Origin of the sequence: Pseudomonas sp. COW5 (genome assembly GCF_026240005.1) — a bacterium.
In the GTDB taxonomy this organism is placed as follows: Bacteria; Pseudomonadota; Gammaproteobacteria; order Pseudomonadales; family Pseudomonadaceae; genus Aquipseudomonas; species Aquipseudomonas kribbensis.
In genome coordinates this window covers 1,745,210-1,760,141 of the sequence record NZ_JAPHVP010000001.1, presented here as the reverse complement: position 1 = coordinate 1,760,141, position 14,932 = coordinate 1,745,210, and the positions used below count along the sequence as shown (strand labels likewise).

Genomic DNA, 14,932 nt, shown 5'->3' with positions numbered 1-14,932 from the left:
TTGAGCATTCAACCCGGTACTTATTCCCCCGACCTCGCCGTGCCCGCCGACAAGCGTGTATTCGGCGGTCGCGATTTGTTTTCCCTGTGGTTTTCCCTGGGCATCGGCCTGATGGTCTTGCAGACCGGTGCACTGTTGGCGCCGGGGCTGGGCCTGTCGGGATCGCTGCTGGCGATCTTCCTTGGCACCCTGGTCGGCGTCCTGTTGCTGGCCGCCGTCGGCGTGATCGGCAGCGACACCGGTCTGTCGTCGATGGCCGCGCTGAAACTCAGCCTCGGCAGCAAAGGCGCGAGCCTGCCGGCGCTGCTCAACCTGCTGCAACTGATCGGTTGGGGCTCGTTCGAAATCATCGTCATGCGTGATGCGGCCAGCCTGCTGGGTACCCGTGCGTTCAGCGAAGGTTCGTTGTGGGCCAGCCCGATGCTGTGGACGTTGTGCTTCGGTGCACTGGCGACGTTGCTCGCGGTCAGCGGGCCGCTGACGTTCGTGCGCAAGATCCTGCGCAAATGGGGCATCTGGCTGATTCTGGCCGCGTGCATCTGGCTGACCTGGAACCTGTTCGCCAAGGCCGATCTGGGTGCCTTGTGGGCACAGGCCGGGGATGGTTCGATGCCGCTCGCCGTGGGCTTCGACATTGCCATCGCGATGCCGCTGTCGTGGCTGCCGCTGATTGCCGACTACTCGCGTTTCGGCAAAAAGGCGAAGAATGTGTTCGGTGGCACGGCCATCGGTTTCTTCATCGGCAACTTCTGGCTGATGAGTCTCGGCGTGGCCTACACCCTGGCCTTTGCGCCGAGCGGTGAAGTCAACGCGCTGCTGCTGGCACTGGCTGGTGCCGGTCTGGGGATTCCGCTGTTGCTGATTCTGCTGGACGAGTCGGAAAACGCCTTTGCCGACATTCACTCGGCGGCGGTGTCCAGCGGGATTCTGCTACGTCTGAAAGTCGAGCATCTGGCCTTGGCCATCGGTGTGATCTGCACCCTGATCGCGCTGCTCGCGCCCTTGGCGCAGTACCAGAATTTCTTGCTGCTGATCGGTTCGGTATTTGCGCCACTGTTCGGCGTGGTGCTGGTGGATCACTTCATCCTGCGCAAACGCAGTGGTCAGGTCGCTTCGGCCGCATTGCGCTGGCCGGCGCTGTTGGCCTGGCTGGGTGGCATCAGTACTTACCACCTGCTGGCCAACCTGTATCCGGATGTCGGCGCAACCCTGCCGGCGCTGGTCCTGGCAGGGCTGCTGCAACTCGTGCTGGGCCGGGCCTTCAGTTACGGCCGGGAAACAGCTCGGGCTTGATGATGCCGTTCAGACGCGGGTAAGGGATCTTCAGTTCGACGTGGCCCAGCGCGTAAGGCGCGATGGTGCTCACGTCGTACTTGAGGATCACGCCGCCGTAGGTCAGGGCCACGTGCGGGGTTTTGACGAACGGCCAGTTCTTCACGTACTCCGCTTCCTGATCGAGCTTGGTGCTGATCAGCCAGCTGTTATGCGCCACTTGCGCAGCTTTCCAGAACGCTTCTTCCTGACCCGGCACCAACATGTCCGACAGGCTCAGCACCTTGTGCTGCTGGCGCGAATAGTTGATGAAGCCGCGGCCCGGCGTGCCATGGGCGCCGCCGGTGTCCAGGTAGCTCGACACTTCGACAATCACCAGACCGTCATGCTGCTCGCGTACTTTCGCCTGCAAATAGCTGCTGTTGCGCGGGCCGGCCGTGCGCAGGAACTGCTCGCGATAGGCCGCCAGGGTTGGCGCCACCGGTGCGTTGGGTTCGGTGCGGGTGAATTGCAGCAGGCGTTTTTCGATGATGCCGTCCAGCGCAGGCTCGGCCGGGAAGTGCAGGGTGTCGATGTTCACCAGCGGGCAGTCCGGGTTGGAACAGCCGGGTTTCAGGGTTTCCGAAGCGTCGCGGGTGGTTTCCAGCGGCGTGCGGTAGTTGGGCTGGAACAGGCTGGCACAGGCGCCCAGGGTCAGGGCGATGGCCGCCACGGAGGCGATTTTGAAAAGCGACATGGGCGTCCTTTCTGAAACAGGGGAAGGCAAAAAGTTACCGCTTCGACTCTCTGTGAAGCGGTCAGTTCGCCACTAAGCTAATTAGAGTGGGTTTCGCCTCCACCGTCCATCCCGCTGACGGTAAAGGGGCTGCATCAAACATCGCGGGCGCGTTAGGATGGCGCGAAGTCGAGGTTGCCCGTCACAAAAAACGCAGCCTCGTATTGGAATTGCAGTAAACGAGGATGCCCATGACCGATCTTGCCAAAGCCACTCCCGCCGCCATCGATATCGTGCGGCGCGAACAATGCTACAAGGGCTTCTACAAGCTCGACCGTGTGCATTTGCGCCACGAACTGTTCGCCGGCGGCATGAGCCGCGAGATCAATCGTGAAGTGTTCGTGCGACACGACGCCGTATGCCTGCTGCCCTATGATCCGCAGCGCGATGAAGTGGTACTGATCGAACAGTTTCGCGTCGGTGCGATGGGCAAGACTGCCAACCCGTGGCTGGTGGAACTGGTCGCCGGTCTGATCGACAAGGAAGAAGTGCCGGAAGAAGTTGCTCGCCGCGAAGCGCAGGAGGAAGCTGGACTCGACATCAAGGCGTTGTGGCCGATGATGCAATATTTCCCGTCGCCGGGGGGCAGCAACGAATTCGTGCATCTGTTTCTGGGGCGCTGCAGCACCGAAGGCGTTGGCGGCCTGCATGGGCTGGAGGAAGAAGCAGAAGATATCCGCGTCACGGTCTGGGCATTCGAGGATGCGCTGCAGGCCGTACGCGACGGCCGGATTGCCAATGCGGCGAGCATCATCGCCTTGCAGTGGCTGGCGCTCAATCGCGCCGAAGTGAGGGGGTTATGGTCGTAAACAAACTGCGCGATCGCTATCGTGTCGACCTCGTGGGCCTGCAAGCCGCCTGCGAGGCCAACTACGCGCGTCTGATGCGACTGTTGCCGGACATGCGCCGCGAACCTGAAGCACGGCGCATCGCCGTGACCCAGGGCGACCAGATGCTCGGTGTGCTGGCCATCGAAGTGTTGCAGACCTGTCCGTACACCACGACCCTGCAAGTGCGTCAGGAACACAGCCTGCCGTGGCTGCCGGTGCCGCAGCTGGAAGTGCAGGTCTATCACGACGCGCGCATGGCCGAAGTCATCAGCGCCGAACATGCGCGGCGCTTTCGCGGCGTCTATCCTTACCCCAATGCGGCCATGCATCAGCCGGACGAAAAGGCCCAGCTCAATCTGTTCCTCGGAGAGTGGCTGAGTCATTGCCTGGCCTGCGGTCACGAGTACGCCGCCGTTCGATAGTTTCTATTACAGCGGCAAGTTGTGAACTGTGTCCGGTTCGGCGGTTTCTTCCCGGGGCCTTCCCCCAGCATAATTGCGAACCTTTCCGACCCGGCGTCCAGCCCTGGGAGAACGCCTTGCCGAGCGTATCGACTCTGACCACTGCCGATGCGGCGTTGCTGGTGCAACTGTCCGACAGTCATCTGTTCGCCGAGGCGGACGGCGCGCTGCTGGGCATGAAGACTCGTGAGAGCCTGCAAAAGGTCATCGAGCTGGTGCTCGAACAACAGCCGCAAATCGACCTGATGATTGCCACGGGCGACCTGTCCCAGGACGGCACGCTGGAGTCCTACCAGCAGTTTCGTCAGCTGACCGCGCAGATCGATGCACCCGCCCGCTGGATCCCCGGCAACCACGACGAACCGCAGATCATGCAAATGGCCGCGGTGCAAAGTGCGCTGCTGGAGCCGGTAGTGGATGTCGGCAACTGGCGCGTGACCCTGCTCGATTCGGCGGTGCCGGGCTCGGTGCCGGGGTACTTGCAGGATGACCAGTTGCAACTGCTCGCCCGTGCCTTGAGCGAAGCGCCGGAGCGGCATCATCTGGTGTGCTTCCACCATCACCCGGTATCGATCGATTGCGCCTGGATGGAGCCCATCGGCTTGCGCAATCCCGAAGCGTTTTTCGAGGTGCTCGACCGTTTCCCGCAGGCCCGGGCCGTGTTGTGGGGGCATGTGCATCAGGAGATCGACCGTGAGCGCAACGGCGTGCGGCTGATCGCCTCACCGTCGACCTGCATTCAGTTCGAGCCGCGCAGTGTCGACTTCAAGGTCGGCGAGCAGGCGCCGGGCTATCGTTGGTTGCGCTTGCTGCCCAACGGGCGGATCGAGACGGGCGTGGAGCGTGTCACCGATTTCCGGTTCACGGTGGATTACGGCTCCAACGGTTACTGATTCAGGGGCGCAGCGCTGATTTCCTCGGGTGCTGGCCCAACGACCCTCGACTCCCTGTAAACTCCGCTTTCTTTAGCCGACACCCAGGGAGCTCAAATGTCCGGTTCGATCCTCTATATCCACGGTTTCAACAGCGCGCCGGCCTCGAAGAAGGCCTGTCAGCTGGTCGCGGTGATGGAGCGGCTGGGTTTGGGCGATCAACTGCGTGTCCCGGCGTTGCATCATCACCCCCGTGAAGCCATCGGTCAGCTGGAACAGGCAATTGCCGAGCTGGGCCGGCCGTTGCTGGTGGGAAGCTCGCTCGGCGGCTACTATGCGACTCATCTGGCCGAACGCCATGGCCTCAAAGCCCTGCTGGTCAACCCGGCCGTCAGTCCGCACCGGATGTTCGACGGATACCTGGGGACGCAAAAAAACCTGTACACCGACGAAACCTGGGAATTGACTCACGACCACGTGACGGCCCTGGCCGAACTGGAAGTGCCGGCGCCGCAGGATTCGCAGCGTTATCAGGTGTGGTTGCAGACCGGGGACGAAACCCTGGACTATCGCCACGCCCAGCAGTATTACCGGGCCTGCGCCTTGCGTATCCAGGCCGGCGGCGACCACAGTTTCCAGGGATTTGCCGGGCAGTTGCCGGCGTTGCTGAGTTTTGCCGGCATTGGCGCCGATTTGTTTCAGGCAATCGATTTCACCGCGCTGTGAGCGGTTGCCCCCATAATTTTCTTATTCACCGAACACTGACGACGAGACCTTATGGCCACTCCCAGCGCTAGCTCCTATAACGCCGACGCCATCGAAGTCCTCTCGGGCCTCGACCCGGTGCGCAAACGCCCCGGCATGTACACCGACACCAGTCGGCCGAACCACCTCGCCCAGGAAGTCATCGACAACAGCGTCGACGAAGCCCTGGCCGGCCACGCCAAATCGATCCAGGTCATCCTCCACGCCGACCACTCGCTGGAAGTCTGCGACGACGGCCGCGGCATGCCGGTCGACATCCACCCGGAAGAGGGTGTGTCGGGCGTTGAGCTGATCCTCACCAAGCTCCATGCGGGCGGCAAGTTTTCCAACAAGAACTACCAGTTCTCCGGCGGTCTGCACGGGGTGGGTATTTCCGTGGTCAACGCCTTGTCGACCCAGGTGCGGGTGCGGGTCAAGCGTGACGGCAACGAATACGAAATGACTTTCGCCGACGGCTTCAAGGCCACCGATCTGCAAGTGATCGGCACCGTCGGCAAGCGCAACACCGGGACCAGCGTGTTCTTTGCGCCGGACCCGAAATACTTCGATTCGCCGAAATTCTCCATCAGCCGCCTCAAGCACGTGCTCAAGGCCAAGGCCGTTTTGTGCCCGGGGCTGCTGATCAGCTTCGAAGACAAAGGCACCGGCGAAAAGGTCGAGTGGCATTACGAAGATGGCCTGCGTTCCTACCTGGTAGACGCGGTCAGCGAATTCGAGCGTCTGCCGGACGCGCCGTTCTGCGGCAATCTGGCCGGGACCAAAGAAGCGGTCGAGTGGGCGCTGCTGTGGCTGCCTGAGGGCGGCACTTCGGTCACCGAAAGCTACGTCAACCTGATCCCGACGGAGCAGGGCGGCACCCATGTCAACGGTCTGCGTCAGGGCCTGCTCGATGCGATGCGCGAGTTCTGCGAATTCCGCAGCCTGTTGCCGCGCGGCGTGAAGCTGGCGCCGGAAGACGTCTGGGAACGCATCGCCTTCGTGCTGTCGATGAAGATGCAGGAACCGCAATTCTCCGGCCAGACCAAGGAGCGCCTGTCGTCCCGTGAAGCGGCGGCGTTTGTCTCCGGTGTGGTCAAGGACGCGTTCAGCCTGTGGCTCAACGCCAACCCGGAAACCGGTCTGGCGCTGGCGGAGCTGGCGATCAGCAACGCCGGCCGTCGCCTGAAAGCGAGCAAGAAAGTCGAGCGCAAGCGCATCACCCAGGGGCCGGCGCTGCCGGGCAAACTGGCGGACTGTGCCGGGCAGGACCCGATGCGTTCCGAGCTGTTCCTGGTGGAAGGTGATTCCGCCGGCGGTTCTGCCAAGCAGGCGCGGGATAAAGAGTTCCAGGCGATCCTGCCGTTGCGCGGCAAGATCCTCAACACCTGGGAAGTCGACGGCAGCGAAGTGCTGGCCAGCCAGGAAGTGCACAACATTGCGGTAGCCATCGGTGTCGATCCGGGCGCCGAGGACATGAGCCAGCTGCGCTACGGCAAGATCTGCATCCTCGCCGACGCCGACTCCGACGGTCTGCACATCGCCACCTTGCTCTGCGCCCTGTTCGTCCAGCATTTCCGCCCGCTGGTGGATGCCGGTCACGTCTACGTAGCGATGCCGCCGCTGTACCGCATCGACCTGGGCAAGGAGATCTACTACGCCCTCGACGAAGCCGAGCGCGACGGGATTCTCGACCGCTTGGTGGCCGAGAAGAAACGCGGCAAACCGCAGGTCACCCGATTCAAGGGCCTGGGTGAAATGAACCCGCCGCAACTGCGTGAAACCACCATGGACCCGAATACCCGGCGTCTGGTGCAGTTGACCCTTGGCGAAGACTTCGCCCAGACCTCGGAAATGATGGACATGCTGCTGGCGAAGAAACGCGCCGGCGACCGCAAGTCCTGGCTCGAATCCAAGGGCAACCTGGCCGAGGTTCTGGCCTGATGCGCTTCGGCCGGGCCCTGGCGGGTGCGTTGCTGCTGGGCTCGATGACAGTGTCGGCCGAGCCGGTGCAGGAACTGCGCGTGCTCTCCGAACATCCGGTCGAAGGCATGCGCGGCGGCAACCTCTCGGGGCTGGCAATGTGCGGCAACGAGCTGTGGACGGTCTCGGATCGCGACGATGATCAGATCTATCGTCTCGATACCCGCGATCCGGTCTGGCAGGCCACGGCCGTGCGCATCGACCCGCCGCCAGTGCCCGACAGCGGCTTGCCGTGGGGCATCAAATCGCGGACCTGGGCGGCGTCGTTCGTCCGTGGCGGCGATCTGGATTTCGAAGGGATCACCTGCGACAGCGCCGGCAATCGCTACATTGTCAGCGAAGGCCACGCCGCCGTTTTGCAAGTCCCGCCGCAGGGGCCGTCCTCGTGGCTGAAGATTTCGCCGATGATGGTCCGCGAGGCGCGGGCCAGCGGCATGCTGCTGCAGTTCAACGCAATCTTCGAAGGCCTGGCGATCAACCCGGCGGGCGATCAGATGTGGCTGGCTGCCGAACGGCAAAACCGTGGTCTGTTGATGATCAAGCGTCAGCAGACGGTGTGGGACTGTGACGGTCGCTGCGTATTGCTCAGCGAGGGCGGCATGGAAATGCAGCCGCCGCAGTTTCCAAAAGCCAGACCGGTCAACCGGGACTTTTCCGACCTGTCACTGTTCAACGGCAAGCTGTTCACTCTTGAGCGCAACGCCTACCAGATCTGCCGCCGCGATCCGCAGACGGCCAAGGTCGAACGCTGCTGGTCGTATGCCGACGAACTGTTGCAAGGCAACCGTCGCTACGCCCAGAACTTCGGACTCGAAGAGGCGTTGGTGATTGATGCGGACGGTGCCTGGATCGGCGTCGACAACAACTTCGGCCCTCGCGCCGATGGCGAAGTCCGCCCGATCGTCTGGCGCTTTGCCGCGCCTGAAGGTGGCTGGAGTGCCAAGCCTTGAGCCAGCAGCCACCGGGCAAGCGCGCCGGTCGGGTGTTGATGATTCTGGCCTGGTGCGCGGCGCTGTTTCTGGCCACGCGGTTTTTCGGCCAGTGGGAAGACCGCCAGCGCAATCCCAATGTGGTGGTCAGCTCGGAGCAGGTGGGTGGCGTGATCGAAGTGAAACTGGCGGGTAACGCCCAGGGACATTTCGTCGCCAGCGGACTGATCAACGGCCGGCCGGTGGAGTTCATGCTCGACACCGGCGCGACCGACGTGGCAATCCCGGCCGAGGTCGCGAAAGACCTGCGGCTGGAAGAAGGTTTCGGTGTGACCCTGAGCACGGCCAATGGCCTGAGCCAGGGCTATCGCACCCGTATCGACCGCCTGCAACTGGGCGACATCGTGCTGCGGGACGTCCGCGCACTGGTGGCGCCCGGCCTGCATGGCGATCAGGTGCTGCTCGGTATGAGCGCCCTGAACAAACTTGAATTTACCCAGCGCGGTGGCACCATGCTGCTGCGCCAGACAACGAACCGATGAGGCCCGCATGAGCGACTCCCTTGATCTCAGCCTGGACGGTGTAGAACGCCGGTCGCTGGCTGACTTCACCGAAAATGCCTACCTCAACTACTCCATGTACGTGATCATGGACCGTGCCCTGCCGCATATCGGCGACGGTCTGAAACCGGTACAGCGGCGTATCGTCTACGCCATGAGCGAGCTGGGGCTGGACGCCGATTCCAAGCACAAGAAGTCGGCGCGTACCGTCGGCGACGTGCTCGGCAAGTTCCACCCCCACGGCGACTCGGCGTGCTACGAAGCGATGGTGCTGATGGCCCAACCGTTCAGCTATCGCTACACGCTGGTGGACGGCCAGGGTAACTGGGGTGCGCCGGACGATCCGAAATCCTTCGCCGCCATGCGTTACACCGAGGCGCGCCTGTCGCGTTATTCCGAAGTGCTGCTCAGCGAGCTGGGTCAGGGCACTGCAGACTGGGGCCCGAACTTCGACGGCACCCTGCAGGAACCGCTGGTGTTGCCGGCACGTTTGCCGAACATCCTGCTCAACGGCACCACCGGTATCGCCGTGGGCATGGCCACCGACGTGCCGCCGCACAACCTGCGCGAAGTCGCCACCGCCTGCGTGCGCCTGCTCGATGAGCCGAAAGCCACGGTCGAACAGCTCTGCGAACACATTCAGGGTCCGGACTATCCGACCGAAGCGGAAATCATCACCCCGCGCGCCGACCTGCTGAAAATGTACGAAACCGGCAAGGGCTCGGTGCGCATGCGCGCCGTGTACCACGTCGAGGACGGCGACATCATCGTCACCGCGCTGCCGCACCAGGTCTCCGGGGCCAAGGTGCTGGAGCAGATCGCCGCGCTGATGCAGGCCAAACCGTCGAAAGCGCCGCAGATCGCCGATCTGCGCGACGAATCCGACCACGAGAACCCATGCCGCATCGTGATCATCCCGGTCAACAGCCGCGTCGATCACGAAGCGCTGATGCAGCACCTGTTCGCCAGCACCGAGCTGGAGTCGACCTACCGGGTCAACGTCAACATCATCGGTCTGGACGGCAAGCCGCAGCTGAAAAACCTCCGGGCGTTGCTGGTGGAGTGGCTGGAATTCCGCGTGCTGACCGTGCGTCGCCGCCTGCAATTCCGCCTCGACAAGGTCGAACGTCGCCTGCACCTGTTGGACGGTTTGCTGATTGCCTACCTCAACCTGGATGAAGTGATCCACATCATCCGCACCGAGGATCAACCGAAAGCCAAACTGATCGAGCGCTTCGCCCTCAGCGAGATCCAGGCCGACTACATCCTCGACACCCGTCTGCGTCAGTTGGCGCGACTGGAAGAGATGAAGCTGCGTGATGAACAGGACGAACTGCTCAAGGAACAAGCCAAGCTGCAAGCGCTGCTGAGCAGCGAAGCCAAGCTGAAGAAGCTGGTTCGCAGCGAGCTGTTGAAAGACGCCGAAACCTACGGCGATGACCGTCGGTCGCCAATCGTCGAACGCGCTGAAGCCAAGGCACTGACCGAGCACGATCTGCTGCCGAACGAGAAAGTGACCGTTGTGCTGTCGGAAAAAGGCTGGATTCGTTCGGCCAAGGGCCACGAGATCGACGCCACCGGCCTGTCGTACAAGGCTGGCGACGGCTTCAAGACGTCGGCGGCGGGGCGTTCCAACCAGTCAGCCGTGGTCATCGACTCCACCGGTCGCAGTTACTCGGTGGCCGCCCACACCTTGCCTTCTGCACGGGGCCAGGGCGAGCCGCTGACCGGCCGTCTGACGCCGCCGCCCGGCGCTACGTTCGAATGCGTGCTGATGCCGGAGGACGATGCGCTGTACGTGATCGCCTCTGACGCCGGCTACGGTTTTGTGGTGAAAGGTGAAGACCTGCAAGCCAAGAACAAGGCCGGCAAGGCCCTGTTGAGCCTGCCGAACAACGCCAAGGTGATCGCGCCGCGTCCGGTGGCCGACCGCGAGCAGAACTGGCTGGCCTCGGTCACGACCGAGGGTCGCCTGCTGATCTTCAAAATCAGTGATCTGCCACAATTAGGGAAGGGCAAAGGCAACAAGATCATCGGTATTTCCGGTGAACGTGTGGCCAGTCGCGAAGAATATGTCACGGACATCGCCGTTCTGCCGGAAGGCGCCACCTTGGTGCTGCAGGCCGGAAAACGTACCCTGTCGCTGAAAGCCGATGACCTCGAACACTACAAGGGTGAGCGTGGTCGTCGTGGCAATAAACTGCCACGGGGCTTCCAGCGAGTGGACGCGCTGCTCGTCGAAAACCTCAATTAAGCGGTCAGGAGGCATTCGCACTGATTTCTCCGGTGGAGAAAATGAGTGAGAACGCCTCTCTAGAGCGCCCGATCTTCGATTTAACCCGTAGATCGGCGCTTTGGCGCTGGAGTCGGAACGCATATTCACGGATGATATGGCCTTTCCAAGCGCCGGCGTGGCCGAGCGTTCTTCATATTTTTTGAGTATTTTCACTGTGGTCAGCCTTGTGGCGGCCACCTGGACGGGATGATGACTTCTCTGCGCCCCCTTATTTTCCTGCTCGCCGGCGTTCTTGGCCTGGCGGGTTGCAGCGTTCACCAGCCGGTGTCGCTATATCAGTTGGACAGCGGAAGTCCGGCTCAGCCTGCGCAAAGCGCGGGCATGGCAGTTTTGCTGGGCCCTGTGACCGTTGCCGATTACCTGCAACGTGAAACCCTGTTGCAGCGTCAGCCGGACGGCAGCCTGCAGGCTGCCGTCGATGGCCGCTGGGCCGGCAGCCTTTCGTCGGATATCGATCAGTTGCTGCTGCGTCAGGTTGCCGGTCATCTGGACAGTCAACGTGTGGTGCTGGCACCGGCCACCACCGGGTTCACCCCGGACGTGCAGGTGCTGTTGACCATCACGCGTCTGGACTCCGGTGCCAAGCAACCGGCGATCCTCGACGCGCAGTGGCGTCTGATTGACCGTCGTGGCCAGGTGCGTGACAACCGCATCGTTCACCTGCAAGAACTGCACAGTGGCGGCACGGCTTCGCAGGTTCAGGCTCAGGGCATCCTGTTGCAGCGCCTGGCCGAGCAACTGTCGGTCGCGCTCAAGCCACTGGCCAACCAGCCACCGGTTGCCGAAGCACCGCGCAAACCGGCACCAAAACCGGCCGCGCCGGCGGCGGAAGCCGAGAAACAGCCGAAGATCCCGATGGCTTCGCCGATTCGTACGGATATGGAAGTGTTCCGCTTCTAAGGCTGGAACGAGTCAGGACAGAGCCCGCCTAGTGCGGGCTTTGTTGTGTTTGGAACTGCGAAAAGTCAAAAGCCCCTCACCCTCACCCTCACCCTAACCCTCTCCCGGAGGGAGAGGGGACTGATAGGGGGATGCTCTAGGATTTCATCGACCTGAATGTGCTTAGCCGAATCCATAATCGCCAAGATCTTTCAGGTCGATGTATGACGCAAGACATCTCGGTCAGTCCCCTCTCCCTCCGGGAGAGGGCTAGGGTGAGGGGGCTCCAAAGCCGGGCGAGATCACGAAACCACCACGCACAAAAAAGCCCGCAGACAATCACCCATCTGCGGGCTTCTTCACATCAAGGCCTCAGGCCCGACGCTCATGCATCCGCGCCAGTTGCCGCTCGAGCATCGACGGATATGGTTCCATCAACCGCTCCACACAGCAGGCGCCTTCAGGGCTGGCAATCGGCCGGATCCGCGCACGCTGGCGGATCAGCGCGTCGTCACCGATCTTGCGCTCCACCAGCAGCAGGTTGCGGCTGTGTTGCGACAGGGCCAGGGCGTCCTGGGCGGAATCGGTCAGCAGAAGGTCGATCTGGCTCAGGCCGAACAGCTCATCACCGAGAGTCAGACCCAGCTGCAATTGCAGGGTGATGCCGCTGTCGGCGACTTCGATCTGCAACTGGTGGCCCAGCGCTCGCAGCAGTTCGCCGCAGCAGATGGCGTTGGTCAGGTAATCGTCGCCGCTGTCTTCGGTGTGGAACAGCATCAGCGTGCTGCCGTCGTTCAGGGTTTCGATTTCACCCTGATACAGCGAAGCCGCCTGCTCCAGACAGTCGCGATAGCGCTCCTGCAATTCTTCCAGGCGTGCCCGTGGCAAACGGCGCAATTGCTCTTGAGAGCCCAGTTGCACGGCCAGCACTGCGGTGTGTTGCGGCACGCTCGGGGTTGGCTGGCGAACGGCAGGTTGCGCGGGTTCGTTCAGCGATTCGTCACGCAAATCGGCAAACGGATCTTCGTCATCGTCGTCTTCAACGGTGCTGACCACATGGCGGGGCGCAGGCTTCTGCGCGGCCATCGGGCGGGTTTCGTCAAAACTCGGATCGCGCAGGTTGCGCACTTCGAATTCCGGCTCGACGTCATCGTCCTCGAACTCGGGTTCCGGCTCAGGCTTGGGGGCTGGCTCCGGGGCAAAGTTGGCATGCAGCTGGCGAGCCAGATCACCGATCTCGTCCTGACGCTCGGTTCCCGGTGTGTATTCGTCGATCCGGCGCAGCCATACCCGCAGTTGCAGCAGCGGCGTGGAGATGTGTCGGCCAAGACGCAAGCTCAGGGCCAGCGACAGGGCCAGCAGGATCGCACTCAGAATGCCCATGCTCTGCAGGCTGATGGTCATCGGCTGCTGGAACTGGTCCATGTCCAGGCTGATGCGCAGTTGCCCGGCAGTCACGTCCTGGAAGGTGATCTTGCTCTCGTACATGCCTTCGGCTTCGCCCAGCAGGCTGTGCTTGGGCCGCTGACCGGACTCGGCGAGGATGCGGTTGTCCACGCTGTAGATGGCAGCGTGGGCCACCAGCTTGTTCTTGGTCAGGTTGTTGAGCAGCACGTTGAGGCTGAGGATGTCGTTGGACACCAGCAGCTCGGTCGCGGAAGTGGCGGTCTGCGTGGTCAGGCTTTCGCCCAGCGCATCGGCCTGCTCGTGCATGGCCTGCTTGAACTGCAGGCCCATCACGCAGGCATAGATCACCAGGGCCAGGGCGACCAGGATCACGTTATGGCTGGCGATGCGCAATGCAATCGGTACACGGCGGTGGCGCAGTGCACGGAAAATCAGCAGGAAGAAGTTATCGGTTTTAACTGGCGTGGGCCGGTTCACTGAGCTCGGCTCTTTTGTCCGTGAAGTTGACGCGCAGTATAGCGACAGGCCCTAGACCGGCAAAGCGCTGGCGGTGCCCGATGGTCACTGAAAGTGGGTAGAATGCGGTTTTTTTCCAGTTGCGGGGGTGCGCGTTGCGCGAAATCGTCCTGATTAACATCACGGGAGTCGACCGTCCGGGTCTGACTGCGGCCATTACCGGCGTTCTGGCCCAGGGTGGTGTGAATATCCTCGACATCGGTCAGGCGGTGATTCACGACATGCTGTCGTTCGGCATCCTCGTGGAAATCCCCGACTCCGAGCAAGGCAAGTCGGTGCTCAAGGACATCCTGTTCAAGGGCTACGAGCTCGACCAGCAGGTGCGTTTCACCCCGGTGTCCGAAGAGGATTACCAGCAATGGGTGGGCAATCAGGGCAAGAAGCGCCACATCGTCACTTTGCTGACCCGCAAGGTCACCGCCGGTCAGTTGCAGGCCGTGAGTTCGATCACCGCCAAATACGGCCTGAACATCGACCATATCGACCGTCTGTCGGGTCGCATGCCGCTGGACACGCCGGCCGACAAGGGCAAGGGCTGCATCGAGTTCTCCGTGCGTGGCGAAGCGGCCGATCCACAGGCCCTGCGCGCCGAGTTCCTCAGCGTGGCCCAGGAACTGAACGTCGACATCGCCTTTCAGGAAGATTCGCTGTTCCGTCGCAACCGTCGCCTGGCGGTGTTCGACATGGACTCGACCCTGATCGAAGCCGAAGTCATCGACGAACTGGCCAAGGCCGCCGGTGTGGGCGACCAGGTGTCGGAAATCACCGAGCGGGCGATGGCCGGCGAGCTGGATTTCCGCGCCAGCTTCAAGGAGCGCCTGGCGCTGCTCAAAGGCCTGGATGTCAGCGTGCTGGATTCGATCGGCGCCTCCCTGCGCCTGACCGAAGGCGCCGAAACCCTGTTCGCCGAGCTCAAGCGTCTGGGCTACAAGACTGCCATCCTGTCCGGCGGCTTCACTTACTTCGCCAAGCAATTGCAGGCCAAGCTCGGCATTGACTATGTGTTCGCCAACGAGCTGGAAGTGGTCGACGGCAAGTGCACTGGCGTTGCGATCGAGCCGATCGTCGATGCCCAGCGCAAGGCCGATCTGCTGAAGCAATTGGCTGAGAAAGAAGGTTTGCGTCTGGAGCAAACCATTGCTGTGGGCGACGGCGCCAACGATCTGCCGATGCTGGCGATTGCCGGTCTGGGCGTGGCGTTTCGCGCCAAGCCGCTGGTCAAACAGTCGGCGAAGCAGGCGATCTCGACTCTCGGTCTGGATGGCGTGCTTTATCTGCTGGGCTTCCGGGATCGCGACGGGCAGCTCTGAGAGCTCTGTCGCCTGAGCTGGCCCCTTCGCGAGCAAGCCCGCTCCCACATTGGAATGCATTTCAAATGTGGGAGCGGGCTTGCTCGCGAAGGAGGGCACGC

Annotated in this window: 13 protein-coding genes; 11 read left to right on the top strand and 2 right to left on the bottom strand. The window is 62.4% G+C overall.

Going from position 1 to position 14,932, the window contains the following annotated elements; genetic code table 11:
- Window positions 1–1,293: a putative hydroxymethylpyrimidine transporter CytX gene (cytX, locus tag OQ248_RS08000; RefSeq protein WP_085711133.1), complete on the top strand. Its 1,293-nt coding sequence runs from the start codon at window positions 1–3 to the stop codon at window positions 1,291–1,293.
- On the opposite strand, the gene OQ248_RS07995 is transcribed toward cytX, so the two are convergent.
- Window positions 1,262–2,008, bottom strand: a complete 747-nt coding sequence (locus OQ248_RS07995; protein WP_114881194.1) for an RsiV family protein — start codon at window positions 2,006–2,008, stop codon at window positions 1,262–1,264. The two genes, cytX and OQ248_RS07995, sit on opposite strands and share 32 nt — an antisense overlap.
- A gap of 230 nt (window positions 2,009–2,238) precedes the next feature.
- On the opposite strand from OQ248_RS07995, the gene OQ248_RS07990 reads away from it, so the two are divergent.
- The 9 genes from OQ248_RS07990 (at window position 2,239) to OQ248_RS07950 (ending at window position 11,619) form a co-directional block, all read left to right on the top strand.
- The gene (locus OQ248_RS07990; RefSeq protein ID WP_134825273.1) at window positions 2,239–2,856 is read left to right on the top strand and encodes an NUDIX domain-containing protein; all 618 of its coding nucleotides are present in this window, start codon (window positions 2,239–2,241) and stop codon (window positions 2,854–2,856) included.
- A complete protein-coding gene (locus tag OQ248_RS07985) occupies window positions 2,847–3,299 on the top strand; it encodes a DUF1249 domain-containing protein (RefSeq protein WP_085711136.1) in 453 nt (150 codons plus the stop codon). Before OQ248_RS07990 ends, OQ248_RS07985 begins: the two co-directional genes overlap by 10 nt.
- A gap of 116 nt (window positions 3,300–3,415) precedes the next feature.
- Complete coding sequence (cpdA, locus tag OQ248_RS07980) at window positions 3,416–4,231, top strand: 3',5'-cyclic-AMP phosphodiesterase (RefSeq protein WP_265812513.1); 816 nt, start codon at window positions 3,416–3,418, stop codon at window positions 4,229–4,231.
- A 96-nt stretch (window positions 4,232–4,327) separates the two neighbouring features.
- A complete protein-coding gene (locus tag OQ248_RS07975; RefSeq protein ID WP_265812512.1) occupies window positions 4,328–4,936 on the top strand; it encodes a YqiA/YcfP family alpha/beta fold hydrolase in 609 nt (202 codons plus the stop codon).
- Window positions 4,937–4,987: 51 nt separating this feature from the next.
- Complete coding sequence (gene parE, locus OQ248_RS07970) at window positions 4,988–6,895, top strand: DNA topoisomerase IV subunit B (protein WP_114881197.1); 1,908 nt, start codon at window positions 4,988–4,990, stop codon at window positions 6,893–6,895.
- Window positions 6,895–7,884: an esterase-like activity of phytase family protein gene (locus tag OQ248_RS07965; RefSeq protein ID WP_265812511.1), complete on the top strand. Its 990-nt coding sequence runs from the start codon at window positions 6,895–6,897 to the stop codon at window positions 7,882–7,884. The genes parE and OQ248_RS07965 overlap by 1 nt, the downstream gene beginning before the upstream one ends.
- Window positions 7,881–8,405 (top strand): TIGR02281 family clan AA aspartic protease, encoded by a 525-nt coding sequence (locus tag OQ248_RS07960; RefSeq protein ID WP_114881199.1) that lies wholly within the window; start codon window positions 7,881–7,883, stop codon window positions 8,403–8,405. Before OQ248_RS07965 ends, OQ248_RS07960 begins: the two co-directional genes overlap by 4 nt.
- Window positions 8,406–8,412: 7 nt before the next feature.
- Complete coding sequence (gene parC, locus OQ248_RS07955; protein ID WP_085732649.1) at window positions 8,413–10,677, top strand: DNA topoisomerase IV subunit A; 2,265 nt, start codon at window positions 8,413–8,415, stop codon at window positions 10,675–10,677.
- A 231-nt stretch (window positions 10,678–10,908) separates the two neighbouring features.
- Complete coding sequence (locus tag OQ248_RS07950; protein ID WP_085711143.1) at window positions 10,909–11,619, top strand: ABC-type transport auxiliary lipoprotein family protein; 711 nt, start codon at window positions 10,909–10,911, stop codon at window positions 11,617–11,619.
- Window positions 11,620–11,970: 351 nt separating this feature from the next.
- Here OQ248_RS07950 and OQ248_RS07945 read toward each other — a convergent pair whose 3' ends face one another.
- Complete coding sequence (locus tag OQ248_RS07945) at window positions 11,971–13,482, bottom strand: AhpA/YtjB family protein (RefSeq protein WP_085711144.1); 1,512 nt, start codon at window positions 13,480–13,482, stop codon at window positions 11,971–11,973.
- A 134-nt stretch (window positions 13,483–13,616) separates the two neighbouring features.
- Between OQ248_RS07945 and serB the strand changes: the two genes are divergently transcribed.
- Entirely contained in the window at window positions 13,617–14,831 is a 1,215-nt protein-coding gene (gene serB, locus OQ248_RS07940) for a phosphoserine phosphatase SerB (RefSeq protein WP_007952163.1), read from the top strand.
- Window positions 14,832–14,932: the final 101 nt, after the last annotated feature.